Genomic DNA, 13,002 nt, shown 5'->3' with positions numbered 1-13,002 from the left:
CTGGAGCGGTAATTTGTGCGCTCCGGTCGGCGACGGCAGGCGCGCACGTCGCATGCAAGCAATGTAGCGAAAACCCGCTCCGGACGGGTCGCGCATTTGTTGCAAATTGCAATTCCGGGCCGAGAGGGCCACCACGATGCCCCGCTCGCGCGGCCATCGCGTGCCGCACCGACACGCAGGATTTCGTCCGACCGGCCCACGCGGGGCACACCACTCGGTCGTTCTTACCGGACCACGCCCGCGCGGCTCGCAGCGTGCCGTAATGAACGATTACAAATTCGAGACAAGACGCCGACCGTTCCGATGGGCAAGCGCCCACTCAGTTTGAGGGTCGTAACCGTCCTCCCTCGAAGCTCCGCGCTCACGACATACATTCTTGCAACGACTCGCCACGGCGAGCACCAACGCGCTCGACGAGCTCCACGTGTGCCCGCGCCGTCGCGACGCCGTCGTCATTCCTGCGATACTGGCGGCTGCCCCGTTCTTGTCCCCGCCCCGCCCATGTCCGTACCCGATACTCCCCGCCTCGGCTTCATCGGCGCCGGCCGTCTCGCGCGCTGCGTCGCGATGCGTTTCGCGGCGGCCGGCTTTCCGGTCACCGCAGTCGCGAGCCGCACGGCCGCTTCCGCCGCAGAACTCGCAGCCCGCATCGACGGCTGCCGGGCAGTCGACACGCCGCAGCAGGTCGTCGATGCGGCCGACCTGATCTTCCTGACCGTCCCCGACGACCAGCTCGCGCCCGCCGCCGCCGCACTGCGGTTCGATGCGGCCCGCGCGAGCGGCCAGGCGCTCGTGCACTGCAGCGGCGCCTCGGCGGTGGAACTGCTCGATCCGGCCCGGCTGCAAGGCGCAGCCACCGGCGGCTTTCATCCGCTCTACCTGTTCGGCGGCACCGACGCCGACCTCACGCGCATCGACGGTTGCTCGGTCACGATCGAGGCCGACGGCGCATTGCATGCGACGCTGATGCGGCTCGTGGCCGCACTCGGCTGCCACCCGCTGTCGATTCCCGCCGGCGGCCGGATGCTGTATCACGGGGCCGCGCATTACGCGGCGAGCTTCGCGCTGTGCGGGCTGGCGGAAGCGGTCGAACTGTGGCGCGGCCTCGGCTTCGACGAAGCCGCCGCGCTGCGCGCGCTGCTGCCGATGCTCGCCGGCACGATCGAGACCGCCCGCGACAAGGGGCTCGCGAACGCGCTCGCCGGCCCGGTGTCGCGCGGCGACACCGGCATCGTCGAGCGCCAGCTCGCGCTGCTCGAGGCGCACGGCGGCGATCACGCGACGCTGTACGCGCTGATGACGCGCCGCGCGGTCGCGCTCGCGGCGCAACGCACGGCGCCGCCGGCCACGCTGCCGGCGCTCGCCCAGGCCGTCGAAGCGTCGCTCGCGCGCACCACCGGACACCCCTCCCCGCCGCGAGACGAGGCGTGATAAGGTGTCGGCCGATGCGCCGCCATCCGGCGTTGGCGGCCGCACGCTACCCGACTGCATAAAAAGGATGCCAACGATGTTCGGCGAGATCGCCCGTTTTCTGCTCAATACCGTCTTCACGCTGTTCGGCGCCGCGCTGATATTGCGCGTCTGGATGCAGGCCGTGCGCGTGCCGCCGTACAACCCCGTCACGCAGGCCGTCCTGCAGGCCACCAATTGGCTCGTGCTGCCGCTGCGCCGCGTGATCGCGGGCGTGCGCGGCATCGACTGGGCAAGCGTCGTCGCCGCGCTGCTCACCGCGCTCGTCTATGTGGTGCTGATGGTCGTGATGGCCGGCTTCGATCCGGCTTCGGTGATCGCGACGCTCGTCGTGGTCGCGCTGCTGACCGTCGTGAAGTGGGCGCTCAATCTGGTGATCTGGATGACGATCCTGATGGCGCTGCTGTCGTGGCTCAATCCGCGCTCGCCGGCGATGCCGATCCTCTACCAGCTCACCGCGCCGTTCCTGAACCCGCTGCGCCGCGTGATCCCGAACCTCGGCGGCATCGACCTGTCGCCGATCCTGCTATTCGTGATCGTGCAGGTGCTGCTGATGATCGTCACGCGCGCAGCGGTGTCGCTGACGCTGTTCGGCATCTGACGCGTTGCGCTACACCGCCGGCCCCGCGGCCGGCGGCGCCGACAGCGTGTCGATCACGCCGAAGCTCGCCGGGATCATCGCGTAGCACACGCGCACTTTCTCGCGCGACAGCCGTTCGAGCAGTTGCCGCGCCTCGTCCTCGGTGACGATGAATTCGACCTCGATCGTGAGCGAGCCCTGCAGCTCGAAGAAGCGGTCCTCATGCAGCACGCGATGCCGGCCGAAGCCGGCCATCGCGCGGAACGCGGAACCGCCCGCGACGCCCATCCGGTTAGCTTCCTCCAGCAGCCATTCCCATAGCGGCTTCCAGTGCAGCCGCTGCTGCTCATGCACATAGAAACGCAGGAACACGGTGTCCATCGCGTTCTCCGGATGCCGGCGCGCTCAGGCCGGCGCGAACCACGCGCTGGCGGTCCACATGCCGAGCGCCGTCAGCGTGAACGAACCAGTCAAGTGTAGGACAGCCACCGCGAACGCCCATCCGAATTCGCCCTGCAGCGCGTGCGTCATCACTTCGACCGAGTAGGTGGAGAACGTCGTGAGGCCACCGAGGAAGCCGGTGATCACGAACAGCCGCCACTCGGGCGGCAGGCCGACGCGGCTCGTGAACACGACGGCCGCGATGCCGATCGCGTAGCCGCCGAGCAGGTTCGCGGCCAGCGTGCCGAGCGGCATGGCCGGCACGAACGCGTTGAGCGCGAGGCCCAGGAACCAGCGCAACACGGCGCCGAGCCCGGCGCCGACGAAGATCGCGACGATCGAAGGGAACACGAAAACTCCTTGCTGACGGCGCCGGATGGCCGGCGCGGCGTACGCCGAACTGTATGCGCAATCGTGCGGCGGCCGCAATGCCGGCGCGTCGTATCGTTCGCACACGGCCGCCGGATTCGCCATTTTCCGATGAATTACGCCGATGATTACAAATCCACAAAATAAATCGATTAATGAGTCAGCGGCCGTTCGGAAGTCGGAGAAACCTGCGCCAGGCGGTCCGTTCCGGTCATGACAAGCCCCATGCGCCGGGCATTCCGCGTATTTACCCTCATCCAGACATTCCCGCATCCTGCCGATATTCGATGTAATTCATTCCGGCTATTTCATAGAATCAATTCGCCGTCGATCCGTCGGCACGGGGAGATTCTCAAAATGAACAATATTCGCCTGTCATCCATGTTGATTCCGGCGCTGTGCGCATCGCTGCTCGGGTCGAGCGTCGCGCTCGCCGACGACGGCGCCCAGCAGTCGTACATCGAAGGCCACCGCGCGCCGAAAGGATTCGCCCGCCCGCCGTTCCACACCAAGCCGCGTGCAAGCACGGCCACCGTCGCCGGCCTCACGCCCGCGCTCGTGCGGCACGCGTACGGATTCGATGCGCTCGCGAACCAGGGCGACGGGATGGTCGTCGCGATCGTCGACGCGTACGACGACCCGAAGATCGAGGCCGATCTCGGCGTCTTCAGCAACGCGTTCGCGCTGCCTGCCTGCACGTCGTCGAACGGGTGTTTCACCAAGGTGTATGCGCGCGGCACCCGGCCCAAGACGGACGCCGGCTGGTCGCTCGAGATGTCGCTCGACGTCGAATGGGTGCACGCCATCGCGCCGAAAGCGAAGATCGTGCTGGTCGAGGCCGCATCGGCGAGCTTTACCGATCTGATGGCTGCGGTCGACGTTGCGGTGAAACGCGGCGCGTCGGTCGTGTCGATGAGCTTCGGCGGCAACGAGTTCAGCGGCGAAACCGGCTACGACGGCCACTTCAACGTGCCGGGCGTCACCTTCGTCGCGTCGTCCGGCGACAGCGGCACCGGGACCGAGTACCCGGCTGCATCGCCGTATGTGGTGGCGGTGGGCGGCACGACGCTGTCGGTCGACGCAGCGGGCAACTACGTCGGCGAAGCGGCGTGGAGCGGCAGCGGCGGCGGCGTGAGCACCGCCGAGGGCGAGCCGGCCGGTCAGGCCGGCTGGCCGATTCCGGTGGCCGGCAAGCGTGGCGTGCCCGACGTCGGCTACGACGCGAATCCGTCCAGCGGCTTCGCCGTGTACGACTCGGTGACGTACCAGGGGCAGGCCGGCTGGTTCCAGGTCGGCGGCACGAGCGCCGGCGCACCGCAATGGTCGGCGCTCGTCGCGATCGCGAATTCGCTGCGCGCGGCGGCCGGCAAGAGCCGTCTGAGCGGCACCTACGACACGCTGTATGCGATCGGAAAGAGCGCGTACGGCAGCGACTATCACGACGTCACGATCGGGTCGAACGGCAGTTGCGGCAGCATCTGCAACGCGGCCGGCGGCTACGACTACGTGACGGGCCTCGGTTCGCCGGTCGCGCCGTCGCTCGTTCAGGCGCTCGTCGCGCAGCCGTAACCGCACAACCGGCGGCCGCGCGCCGCCGCCGCGTTCAAGCGCCGTGCCACGCGCGCTCGAGTTCGACGAGCGTCGCGAGCGCGCCGCCCTGCAGCCCGATCACGTCCGCGCGGCGCGCATGCGCTTCGCGTGCGTTGATGCGGATCACATCGGCGCCGAGCCGCTCGCTCGTCAGCCGGACGGTCGGGATCGCGGTGCCTGCGCCGAGCTCGACCACCACCACCCGCCCCGCCTGCGCGATCCATTCGTCGAGCGCGCGCTGCTGCGCGTCGTAGCGCTCGCCGAGCCAGCCGTGATCGCCGAACATCAGGATGTTCGGCCGCGCCAGGCCGCCGCAGCGCGGGCAGCGCGGCGGCTCGCCGATCAGCCGGCACGCGGCGGCGTCGACGTCGGGGACGAACGATGCCGCATCCCACGTGTCGTCCGAGCACGGACGCAGACACTGCAGCGCGTGAATCGAACCGTGGATCTCGACGATGCGCGCCGGATCGAAGCCGGCTTTCTGAAACTGACCGTCGACGTTGCTCGTCAGCACGAAACCGCCGTTCGGCATCGCGTCGATCCAGCGTCGCAGGATCGCGAAGCCCTGATGCGGCAGCGTCTGTCGATACAGCGCAAGACGGTGCCCGTAGAAGCCCCACGCCAGCCGCGGTTGCGCGCGAAACGCCTGCGGCGACGCGATCTCGTGAAATTCGAAGCGCTCCTGGCGCAGCGCCGGATAGGCGCGCCAGAAGCCGTCCGTGCCGCGGAAATCGGGCAGCCCAGAATCGACGCCGATGCCGGCGCCGGCCGTCACGAGGAGCGCATCGGCGCGCGCGAGCGCCTCGACGGCGGCGCCGACGCGATCAGTGGGCAGTGGGAGTGGTGCGGCGGACGCATCGAAGGAACGGGAAAGCGGCATGGCGAAGCTGGGCAAAGAATCGAACGGTAGGCGGCGGATGTCGCGCGATCATACGCCGGTTCGAGCGCGATGCTGCGGCGGCGAGGCGTGGCGTGGTGTTGCGCAGCGCAGTGCCGCGCCGAGCGCCGAGCGCGCCGCGAACCGGCCGTGGCCGCCGCACGCACGGTCGGGCACGCCGCACGGCATCGCGTTCAGGCTTGTGAACTCTCCTGCACGACCGGTATCGCCTCGACCGACGAGTAGACCGCCTTGCCGAGCTGCCGCGCAAGCGTCACGTCCGCGTCTGCGCCGCGCGATGCGCCTTCGATCCGCAGCACCGCATCGCAGCGCCGCAACAGCCGGTGCGCCGCCGGATACAGGAACGATTCGCTGATCGCGTCACCGATCGCCGTGGCGCCGGCCGCCGCGGCGAGCGGCAGCGACAGCCACTCGCCGATCATCGGCACGTGCCCGCGGCGATACACCGCGAGCGCGGCCTGCTCGAGCCGGCGCAGGTTGGCGGCGATGCGCGCGGGGTCGCCGTCGGTGCCGCTGCGCCACGGCCCGGCGACGAGCACCAGCAGCGGCGTCATGTCGGGCGCACGCCGGCGGTTTCCCGCAGCGCGACGTACTGCAGCAGCATGATGGTCTTCGCATCGACGATCTCGCCGCGCTCGATCGCGTCGAGCGCCGCATGCAGCGGCATCTCGACGACCTCGAGATCCTCGCCCTCTTCCGCGACGCCGCCGCCGTCGCCGATCCGCAGCGACGCGTCGTATTCGCCGATGAAGAAATGCAGCTTCTCCGTCACCGAGCCGGGGCTCATGAACGCCTCGAACACCTTGCGCACGCCGCGCACGCGGTAGCCGGTTTCCTCTTCGGCTTCCGCGCGGATACGCGCGTCGGGCGTCGCATCGTCGAGCAGGCCGGCCGCCGCTTCGAGCAGCATCCCGTCGTGGCCGTTCACGAACGCCGGCATCCGGAACTGCCGCGTGAGCAGCACGTCGCCCGTCGCCGCATTGCGCAGCAGGATGGTCGCGCCGTTGCCGCGGTCGTAGGTCTCGCGGCTCAGCCGCTGCCAGGTGCCGTCGCGGCGCAGGAAATCGAACGTCACCTTCTTCAGCACGTACCAGTCATCGGACAGCACCGTCGTATCGACGATACGGACGCGCTCATGCGTTGCGGCCATCGCGGCCTCCCCATTCGACATAGGACGGCGCCCATGGTAACGTGCAGTTTCGTGCAATTTCACGATATTTCGTGCAATGCGATGCTGACGACCCAACGCAAGAAAGCGATCCTCGACGCGCTCGCCCGTGACGGCCAGGTGCTGGCCGTCGAACTGAGCGCGCAATTCGGCGTATCCGAAGACACCGTGCGGCGCGACCTGCGCGAGCTGGCCGCCGAAGGGCTGTTGCAGCGCGTGCACGGCGGCGCGCTGCCGGCGTCGCCGGCCGTCGCGCCGTTCGCGCAGCGCGAGACGCTGGAAACCGCGGAAAAGCGGCGCATCGCGCGTCGCGCCGCCCAGATGATCGCGCCGGGACAAGTCGCGATCGTCGATGGCGGCACGACGTCGGCGCTGCTCGTCAGCCAGTTGCCGGCCGACCTGCGCGCGACGATCGTCACGCACAGCCCGAGCGTGGCCGTCGCGCTGGCGGCGCATCCGTCGATCGACGTCATCCTGATCGGCGGGCGGCTGTACAAGCATTCGATCGTCGCGGTCGGCGCAGCGGCGCTCGAAGGTATCTCGCGCATCCATGCCGACCTGTATTTCATGGGCGTCACCGGCGTGCATCCGGTCGCGGGCCTGAGCACCGGCGACTTCGAGGAAGCCGCGATCAAGCGCGCGCTCGCGGCACGCGCCGCGGAGACGGTCGTGCTCGCGTCGCAATCCAAATTGCGCGCGGCGTCGCAATTCGTGATCGGCGAGCTGGCGCTCGCGCAGGCCGTGGTCGTCGAGCAGGAAACCGACGTCGCCCTGACCGAGCCGATCGAGGCTGCCGGCGTGACGGTCGTGCGGGCGTAGCGCGGCGGAAAGCGGGATGAGCGCCGACGGCCCCACGTCAGCGTGCCGACAGACAGCCCTTGCTACCATGGGCGACTGCCCAACCAACACGTCAGCGCCCGCCCGATGCCGACCGCCCCGACCTCCGTTCCAGACGCTATCGCCCCGCCTCCGGGCATCCTCGCCTTGTTCGCCGCGTTCGCGCAGATCGGCCTGACCAGCTTTGGCGGCGGATTGAGCGGGCGCATGATGCGCGCATTCGTGCACGAGCGGCGCTGGCTCGACGAGGAGGCGTTCCTGAACGGACTCGCGTTGTCGCAGGCGTTGCCGGGCGTCAATGTGAAGAACCTCGCGATCTGGATCGGCTACCGGCTCGCCGGATGGCGCGGCGCGGTGGCCGGCTTCACCGGCGTCATCGCGCCGCCCGCCGTGCTGATCGTGCTGTTCGGCGTCGCGCTCTCTGCACTCACGCGCTTCACGCTCGCCCACGTCGCGCTCGCCGGCGCCGCGGCCGCGGCGATCGGGCTGTCGATCTCGATGGCGATCACCGCGGTGCGCCGACTGCCGCGCCGTGCGCTGCCGCTGACGGTGATGACGCTCACGTTCGTGTCGGTGGCCATGCTGCACTGGCCGCTCGTGTGGACCGTGGTGATCGGCGGCACGCTGAGCGTCGCACTCGAATACCGTCGTGCGGCGCGCGCGACGGCCGGGGGGAGCGGCCGATGATCACGCTGTCCCGCTATGTCGCGCTGGCCGGCGTGTTCGCGCCGCTGTCGATCGCCACCATCGGCGGCGGCCAGGCGATCGTCGCCGATATCCAGCGGCAGGTCGTCGATGTTCATCACTGGATGACGGCCGCACAGTTCGTGAACGACTTCGCGATTGCGCGGATGGCGCCGGGCCCCGGCTCTCTGCTTGCAACGCTGATCGGGTGGCAGGTGGCCGGCTTCTGGGGCGCGGTGATCGCGACGCTCGCGCTGTTCGGGCCGACCGCGTTCCTCATTTACGGCGTCGCGCATCTATGGCGGCGGCACCAGGGCGCACGTTGGCAAGTCGCCCTCGAGGCCGGCCTGCGGCCGGTTGCAGCGGGGATGATTCTGGCGTCGGCCTGGGTGCTGCTGCAGGCGCTCGACGGCGGGTGGCCGGCCCGCGCGATCGCGCTTGCGTCGACTGCATGCGTGATGCTCACGCGCGTTCATGCGGTGCTGCTGATCGTCGTCGGGGCGTTGTTGCTGGTCGTCATGCATGCGATCGGCTGACGTCGGCGACCGCGCCGCGAGCCGTCGGCGCACCGCGCGATATTGGATGACGAACGGGGATTTGCGACTTGGCGAGACGCGCGTCGCTAGGGGTCGAAGCCTTGCAGCGCCCCCGTCGAGAATAAGATGGACATCGGCCACGAAGCGCGTATGATCAATTCATCCGAGCGCGCGTCACGTCCCAGATCGCTCGTCCCGCCCTCTGCCCTCTTGCTGCGTTGCGCCGTCATCCGCACGCATCGTTTTCTTTTCACCCCCACCCGTCGCGCCGCGTAGCGGTGATACCGGTCGGTTGCGTTCGTCCGTGCGATTTGTCGCGACGAACAGAGGAGTTCCTCATGAGCATGCATCTGTATCGTGGCTTCGAAATTTACCCGCTGATCTACCCGCACGTTCCGTCGCGGAACGGCAGCGCGCACAACTACGACGGCGGCTTCGACGCGGCCGTGAAGATCTGCCTGCGCGGCACCATCGACACGCTGACCCGCAGCGAGACGTTCCGGTTGGCCAGCAAGACGCCGTTCGAATCGGCGGGCGATGCGCGGCGGGCGTCGGTGCTGTACGCAGAGCAGGTCATCGATGGCAATCGCGGCGAGCAGCCGCTGTTCGCGTAGTTCCACCGATTCCACCGATGCATGTCGACGCGGCCGGCGACAGTCGGCTGGCGATTCGGAGCGCGAAATGATCATCGACGAATTGCTCGGCCTGATCGAGCGACACGAGATTTCCCCGACCGACGCTGTCCCGCAATACCGGCTTGCCGGATCCGCGTTGCGCCATCAACCCGAGTTGCAAATGTTCGCTGCCGTGCGCGCACTGTCGATCGGCGCCGGATATTCCGAGTTCGAGTCCGACGGGATAGCGAGCGCCGTCATGACGCGACTCGGCTAGCTTCCCACCACACGCTTTTAGAACAGGATCTGCATGACGACCATCATCCTCAAGCCCGACGAACCAGTCGAGGTCGCGCTGCGCCGCTTCCGGCGAAACATCGAGAAAACCGGACTCATCCGCGAGTTGCGCAGCCGCACCGGGTATGAGAAACCGACCACCGAGCGCAAACGCAAGAAAGCGAGCGCCGTGTCGAGACAGCGACTCCGCGCGAAGCGCATGCTGCCGCCGCGGAAGCTGTACTAGGGCGCGAGTCGTGTACGAGCCGCCCGTCGAAGTGCGTCCGTTCTTTCCATTGACGAAATGCGAAGTCGACTTCGATCGACAGAACGATGCGATCACGCTGTTGCCGAGCTTCTACGCGTTCGGCTGCGAGTACACCAGCCGCGGCCTGCGGATCGGTCGCGACGACGCGTTCAAATTGATCGCCGCGATCGAAAAGGCGCTGAGCGTCGATTAGCGGAGCGCGCGGTTGGACGCATCGGTCTCCGACCGGCGCTTTCGCACCGGACGGACCGAACGGTTCGTTCACGCGAACACGAAGTACTTGCGCACCGTCTCCACGACTTCCCACGTTCCCTTCATGCCCGGCTCGATCACGAACACGTCGCCGGCCTTCAGGTGCACCGGTTCCTCGCCTTCCGGCGTGATGATGCAATAGCCGTCGAGGAAGTGGCAGTACTCCCATTTCTCGTAGTTCACTTCGAACTTGCCGGGCGTGCAGATCCACGTGCCCATGATCTTGCTGCCGTCGCGGGACACGTAAGCGTTGAGGTTCACGGTGTGCGGATCGCCGCCGATGCGCTTCCACTTGGTCGCATCGACGACGGGCATCGGGCAAGTTTTGCGCAGCACGGTGATGAAATCGGACATGTCGGCTCCTGAAGAACGAACGGATGAGAGGACTGTCACGTTAGTTCGAATGGTCGCGCACGGCTTGTGTCGTTCCGACATCGAGTCGTTCATTTTCGACATGGGCGGGCGGAGGGGTGGCGAGTGCGTTTTGGGAGCCGCGTCGCTTCGAGGCACGCGTCAGGCTCGTCGTCGATGATCATTCCGGTGCTGTTCGACCTGTGCGCGAGCGGCGCTAGGTCATAGACGGCGGCGGCAACGAGCATCACACTCGATCGCGCCGATTGTCTTGCACACCGGACTGGGCCCATCGTCGCCCCGATGGGCAGCAAACCTGTCGCTCAACTCGCGTGATGGGGCTGCGGGTCCGCGTAATGCCAGATGACCATTCCCCACGTCGTGCGCTGCGGCCCCGGCATCGGCGCTCCGGCTTCGACGTGAACCGAATCCTTGACAGCCGGACTTTGCCAGTAACCTCTGCGCGGACAAGGCTCCCCGGGCAGGGCCCGGAGCCTCGGTTGCACGACAGGCGTCGGGAAATAAGTCGCCTCTTCCGCCGGAATGCTGCCGTCCCGGTAACGCTTGTCTTCCCACAGCAGCCGCCAGGCCACCGCATGTTCGTCGTTGGTGCCTTCCAGCAAGTAGGTGTGGGCGATACTGCCTTTCAGGAAATAGCTCGGGCAACCGACCTTGCCGGCCGGAAACCATGGCTCCCAGATACCCTCGACTGGAATCTCCTCGCCGCTGTGAATCTCCCCGGCCGCGGATTCGTTCTTCGGCGGGCACGGAGGAAGGTCGGCGGGATAGCTGCGACCGGGCGGCCAATATCGCCATGCTGGAAACAACGGGTCCTGGAACAACGACTCATACGTCCAGTGCTTGAACACACGAGTACCGCCGTCGGCACGCTTGCCATAGCTGAGGTATTCGGAAAAATTGAGGCCGACAGTGCACTTGAGCGCCTGACAGCTCAACTCTTCAATCCACGCCCCTTCCGCATACCCAGTTGCGTATTCGAAATCCGAAAATCTCGAGTCCCTCACGCCAAGTGCGTGGAAAAACGGGTCATACGTTCGACCAACCTCGTGCGCACTCCGCCCGAACAAAAGCTCACCACCTTTTTCGCTCCCCGTTATGAGCGCATCGTAAGCCGATCGCTTGTCGGCACCTTGTCGCAGCGTCTCAATGCCTTGATCCATCCTTATCAACGCGCTCAGGAAATCGTTGACATACGCTGCCTCCAATTCCTGTTGATTCGGGCTCGGCGTGTCCAACTGCCTGGCGTACGCGTGAAGGAAATCCCTGAACAGATCAACTGCATGATCGAGGAACGTAACACTCGTCCATTTCTTGAGGAGGTGAAACGCTTTGGCGCGCGCATCGGACTCCTGCTCTGGAGTCATGGTGAGAGTATTCAGCATCATTGGTTCTGTTCTTCAGTCGATTGTTTTCCGACAACGGCAGTGGTTCGCCGCGCATAGCCTTCGTGTCTGATCTTGGCCGATCATTTCCGCTCTGCCGGGAAGAGTACTCGCCACGTCCGTCGAGCCGTTGATATTGGGCACCGATGCTGCGCAGCGCCACGAAAATGCGCAGTTCGCGTGAATGGCACATTCCGCAAACCGCTCGGAGACTCGCCCCACCACCCCCTTGCCATCCCCACCCAACCCCCTGTACAATTGCGCGTTCTGCGGGCGTCGTATAATGGCCATTACCTCAGCTTCCCAAGCTGATGACGTGGGTTCGATTCCCATCGCCCGCTCCACCTTCGGCTGCCCGGCAGCCAGCGCAAGAGCCGCCTCGTCGAAGGCGGCTTTTTTGTACCATGTGCCCGTTCATCCGGCGCACCGCTACGCGTAACGGCCTCGCGCCCGAACCGAGTCTTACTCAGTCACCGATGATGCACGACGATCCGAACGAAGCCGGCCTGCCGCCGGACGACGCCGCCCTTCCCGACGAAGCCGCCGACGGCGCCGACGAAGTCAACCCGCTGCACCACCGCCGCATCCGCAGCTTCGTGACGCGCGCCGGCCGCGTGTCGACCGGCCAGCGCCGCGCGATCGACGAACTCGGCCCGCGCTTCGTCGTCCCGTACGCACCGACGCTGCCCGACTGGGACGCCGTGTTCGGCCGCAGCGCACCGCGCATCCTCGAGATCGGCTTCGGGATGGGCGCATCGACCGCCGAAATCGCCGCGCACCGCCCCGGCGACGATTTCCTCGGCGTCGAAGTGCACGAGCCGGGCGTCGGCGCGCTGCTGAAGCTGATCGGCGAACAAGGCCTGACGAACATCCGCATCATCCAGCACGACGCGGTCGAAGTGCTCGAGCACATGCTCGCCCCGGAAAGCCTCGACGGCGTGCACATCTTCTTCCCCGACCCGTGGCACAAGGCGCGCCACCACAAGCGCCGGCTGATCCAGCCGCCGCTCGTCGCACAGCTCGCGGCGCGCCTGAAACCCGGCGCGTACCTGCATTGCGCGACCGACTGGCAAAACTACGCCGAACAGATGCTGGAAGTGCTCAGCGCCGAGCCGACGCTCGAAAACACCGCGGCCGACTACGCGCCGCGCCCCGACTACCGCCCGGTCACGAAGTTCGAACGCCGCGGCCTGCGGCTCGGTCACGGCGTCTGGGATCTGGTGTTCCGCAAGCGCGCCGCCTGAACCCGACGCGCCCCGCGCAAC

At 67.2% G+C, this 13,002-nt stretch carries 18 protein-coding genes and 1 tRNA gene; 12 read left to right on the top strand and 7 right to left on the bottom strand.

Translation table 11 applies throughout. The annotated features are described in order from the left end of the window. The first annotated feature begins 501 nt into the window (after nucleotides 1-501). Both EX20_RS16095 and EX20_RS16090 read left to right on the top strand, forming a co-directional pair. Nucleotides 502-1,431: a Rossmann-like and DUF2520 domain-containing protein gene (locus tag EX20_RS16095; RefSeq protein WP_034194106.1), complete on the top strand. Its 930-nt coding sequence runs from the start codon at nucleotides 502-504 to the stop codon at nucleotides 1,429-1,431. Nucleotides 1,432-1,507: 76 nt separating this feature from the next. Next, nucleotides 1,508-2,071, top strand: coding sequence for a YggT family protein (locus EX20_RS16090; RefSeq protein WP_011883636.1), 564 nt, complete (start codon nucleotides 1,508-1,510; stop codon nucleotides 2,069-2,071). Nucleotides 2,072-2,080: 9 nt separating this feature from the next. On the opposite strand, the gene EX20_RS16085 is transcribed toward EX20_RS16090, so the two are convergent. Beyond that, nucleotides 2,081-2,431, bottom strand: a complete 351-nt coding sequence (locus EX20_RS16085) for a DUF190 domain-containing protein (RefSeq protein WP_011883634.1) — start codon at nucleotides 2,429-2,431, stop codon at nucleotides 2,081-2,083. A gap of 24 nt (nucleotides 2,432-2,455) precedes the next feature. After that, nucleotides 2,456-2,842 carry a fluoride efflux transporter CrcB gene (gene crcB / locus EX20_RS16080; RefSeq protein WP_011883633.1) on the bottom strand — a complete coding sequence of 129 codons (387 nt, stop codon included), beginning with the start codon at nucleotides 2,840-2,842 and terminating at the stop codon, nucleotides 2,456-2,458. Nucleotides 2,843-3,217: 375 nt separating this feature from the next. On the opposite strand from crcB, the gene EX20_RS16075 reads away from it, so the two are divergent. Beyond that, complete coding sequence (locus EX20_RS16075; protein ID WP_034194105.1) at nucleotides 3,218-4,429, top strand: S53 family peptidase; 1,212 nt, start codon at nucleotides 3,218-3,220, stop codon at nucleotides 4,427-4,429. 34 nt (nucleotides 4,430-4,463) lie between these two features. Here the strand turns inward: EX20_RS16075 and EX20_RS16070 are convergent, their stop codons facing one another. The 3 genes from EX20_RS16070 to EX20_RS16060 all read right to left on the bottom strand — a co-directional run bounded on the left by EX20_RS16070 (nucleotide 4,464) and on the right by EX20_RS16060 (nucleotide 6,498). Next, nucleotides 4,464-5,330 carry an SIR2 family NAD-dependent protein deacylase gene (locus EX20_RS16070; RefSeq protein WP_034194104.1) on the bottom strand — a complete coding sequence of 289 codons (867 nt, stop codon included), beginning with the start codon at nucleotides 5,328-5,330 and terminating at the stop codon, nucleotides 4,464-4,466. A gap of 191 nt (nucleotides 5,331-5,521) precedes the next feature. Continuing rightward, a complete protein-coding gene (locus tag EX20_RS16065) occupies nucleotides 5,522-5,902 on the bottom strand; it encodes an NUDIX hydrolase (RefSeq protein ID WP_034194103.1) in 381 nt (126 codons plus the stop codon). Further along, a complete protein-coding gene (locus EX20_RS16060; RefSeq protein WP_034194102.1) occupies nucleotides 5,899-6,498 on the bottom strand; it encodes an NUDIX domain-containing protein in 600 nt (199 codons plus the stop codon). The genes EX20_RS16065 and EX20_RS16060 overlap by 4 nt, the downstream gene beginning before the upstream one ends. Nucleotides 6,499-6,579: 81 nt before the next feature. On the opposite strand from EX20_RS16060, the gene EX20_RS16055 reads away from it, so the two are divergent. The 7 genes from EX20_RS16055 to EX20_RS16025 all read left to right on the top strand — a co-directional run bounded on the left by EX20_RS16055 (nucleotide 6,580) and on the right by EX20_RS16025 (nucleotide 9,924). Next, nucleotides 6,580-7,335, top strand: a complete 756-nt coding sequence (locus tag EX20_RS16055; protein WP_045579508.1) for a DeoR/GlpR family DNA-binding transcription regulator — start codon at nucleotides 6,580-6,582, stop codon at nucleotides 7,333-7,335. A gap of 105 nt (nucleotides 7,336-7,440) precedes the next feature. Then, nucleotides 7,441-8,040, top strand: coding sequence for a chromate transporter (locus EX20_RS16050; RefSeq protein WP_034194100.1), 600 nt, complete (start codon nucleotides 7,441-7,443; stop codon nucleotides 8,038-8,040). After that, nucleotides 8,037-8,573 (top strand): chromate transporter, encoded by a 537-nt coding sequence (locus EX20_RS16045; RefSeq protein ID WP_011883619.1) that lies wholly within the window; start codon nucleotides 8,037-8,039, stop codon nucleotides 8,571-8,573. The genes EX20_RS16050 and EX20_RS16045 overlap by 4 nt, the downstream gene beginning before the upstream one ends. Before the next feature lie 338 nt (nucleotides 8,574-8,911). Beyond that, the gene (locus EX20_RS16040) at nucleotides 8,912-9,187 is read left to right on the top strand and encodes a hypothetical protein (protein ID WP_014722601.1); all 276 of its coding nucleotides are present in this window, start codon (nucleotides 8,912-8,914) and stop codon (nucleotides 9,185-9,187) included. Nucleotides 9,188-9,254: 67 nt separating this feature from the next. Continuing rightward, nucleotides 9,255-9,464 carry a hypothetical protein gene (locus EX20_RS16035; RefSeq protein ID WP_034194099.1) on the top strand — a complete coding sequence of 70 codons (210 nt, stop codon included), beginning with the start codon at nucleotides 9,255-9,257 and terminating at the stop codon, nucleotides 9,462-9,464. 33 nt (nucleotides 9,465-9,497) lie between these two features. Beyond that, a complete protein-coding gene (gene rpsU / locus EX20_RS16030; protein WP_011883613.1) occupies nucleotides 9,498-9,710 on the top strand; it encodes a 30S ribosomal protein S21 in 213 nt (70 codons plus the stop codon). 10 nt (nucleotides 9,711-9,720) lie between these two features. Beyond that, complete coding sequence (locus EX20_RS16025) at nucleotides 9,721-9,924, top strand: hypothetical protein (protein ID WP_014722600.1); 204 nt, start codon at nucleotides 9,721-9,723, stop codon at nucleotides 9,922-9,924. A 68-nt stretch (nucleotides 9,925-9,992) separates the two neighbouring features. Here EX20_RS16025 and EX20_RS16020 read toward each other — a convergent pair whose 3' ends face one another. Both EX20_RS16020 and EX20_RS16015 read right to left on the bottom strand, forming a co-directional pair. Continuing rightward, the gene (locus EX20_RS16020) at nucleotides 9,993-10,337 is read right to left on the bottom strand and encodes a cupin domain-containing protein (protein ID WP_011883612.1); all 345 of its coding nucleotides are present in this window, start codon (nucleotides 10,335-10,337) and stop codon (nucleotides 9,993-9,995) included. Nucleotides 10,338-10,657: 320 nt separating this feature from the next. Next, nucleotides 10,658-11,740 (bottom strand): Imm71 family immunity protein, encoded by a 1,083-nt coding sequence (locus EX20_RS16015; RefSeq protein ID WP_034194098.1) that lies wholly within the window; start codon nucleotides 11,738-11,740, stop codon nucleotides 10,658-10,660. Nucleotides 11,741-12,006: 266 nt separating this feature from the next. Between EX20_RS16015 and EX20_RS16010 the strand changes: the two genes are divergently transcribed. Both EX20_RS16010 and trmB read left to right on the top strand, forming a co-directional pair. Next, a tRNA-Gly gene (locus tag EX20_RS16010) sits at nucleotides 12,007-12,081 on the top strand. Nucleotides 12,082-12,213: 132 nt separating this feature from the next. Beyond that, nucleotides 12,214-12,981 (top strand): tRNA (guanosine(46)-N7)-methyltransferase TrmB, encoded by a 768-nt coding sequence (trmB, locus tag EX20_RS16005; RefSeq protein WP_011883607.1) that lies wholly within the window; start codon nucleotides 12,214-12,216, stop codon nucleotides 12,979-12,981. Nucleotides 12,982-13,002: the final 21 nt, after the last annotated feature.

The organism is Burkholderia sp. WP42 (assembly GCF_000745665.1).
Taxonomy (GTDB): domain Bacteria; phylum Pseudomonadota; class Gammaproteobacteria; order Burkholderiales; family Burkholderiaceae; genus Burkholderia; species Burkholderia vietnamiensis.
This window is presented reverse-complemented; position numbering and strand designations above follow the sequence as displayed.

What these genes read in the sequence shown, in the direction of transcription:
- EX20_RS16095 (WP_034194106.1), top strand. Translation starts at nt 502, where the DNA reads ATGTCCGTACCCGATACTCCCCGCCTCGGCTTCATCGGCGCCGGCCGT.
- EX20_RS16090 (WP_011883636.1), top strand. Translation starts at nt 1,508, where the DNA reads ATGTTCGGCGAGATCGCCCGTTTTCTGCTCAATACCGTCTTCACGCTG.
- EX20_RS16085 (WP_011883634.1), bottom strand. Translation starts at nt 2,431, where the DNA reads ATGGACACCGTGTTCCTGCGTTTCTATGTGCATGAGCAGCAGCGGCTG.
- EX20_RS16075 (WP_034194105.1), top strand. Translation starts at nt 3,218, where the DNA reads ATGAACAATATTCGCCTGTCATCCATGTTGATTCCGGCGCTGTGCGCA.
- EX20_RS16070 (WP_034194104.1), bottom strand. Translation starts at nt 5,330, where the DNA reads ATGCCGCTTTCCCGTTCCTTCGATGCGTCCGCCGCACCACTCCCACTG.
- EX20_RS16065 (WP_034194103.1), bottom strand. Translation starts at nt 5,902, where the DNA reads ATGACGCCGCTGCTGGTGCTCGTCGCCGGGCCGTGGCGCAGCGGCACC.
- EX20_RS16060 (WP_034194102.1), bottom strand. Translation starts at nt 6,498, where the DNA reads ATGGCCGCAACGCATGAGCGCGTCCGTATCGTCGATACGACGGTGCTG.
- EX20_RS16055 (WP_045579508.1), top strand. Translation starts at nt 6,580, where the DNA reads ATGCTGACGACCCAACGCAAGAAAGCGATCCTCGACGCGCTCGCCCGT.
- EX20_RS16050 (WP_034194100.1), top strand. Translation starts at nt 7,441, where the DNA reads ATGCCGACCGCCCCGACCTCCGTTCCAGACGCTATCGCCCCGCCTCCG.
- EX20_RS16045 (WP_011883619.1), top strand. Translation starts at nt 8,037, where the DNA reads ATGATCACGCTGTCCCGCTATGTCGCGCTGGCCGGCGTGTTCGCGCCG.
- EX20_RS16040 (WP_014722601.1), top strand. Translation starts at nt 8,912, where the DNA reads ATGAGCATGCATCTGTATCGTGGCTTCGAAATTTACCCGCTGATCTAC.
- EX20_RS16035 (WP_034194099.1), top strand. Translation starts at nt 9,255, where the DNA reads ATGATCATCGACGAATTGCTCGGCCTGATCGAGCGACACGAGATTTCC.
- rpsU (WP_011883613.1), top strand. Translation starts at nt 9,498, where the DNA reads ATGACGACCATCATCCTCAAGCCCGACGAACCAGTCGAGGTCGCGCTG.
- EX20_RS16020 (WP_011883612.1), bottom strand. Translation starts at nt 10,337, where the DNA reads ATGTCCGATTTCATCACCGTGCTGCGCAAAACTTGCCCGATGCCCGTC.
- EX20_RS16015 (WP_034194098.1), bottom strand. Translation starts at nt 11,740, where the DNA reads ATGATGCTGAATACTCTCACCATGACTCCAGAGCAGGAGTCCGATGCG.
- trmB (WP_011883607.1), top strand. Translation starts at nt 12,214, where the DNA reads ATGATGCACGACGATCCGAACGAAGCCGGCCTGCCGCCGGACGACGCC.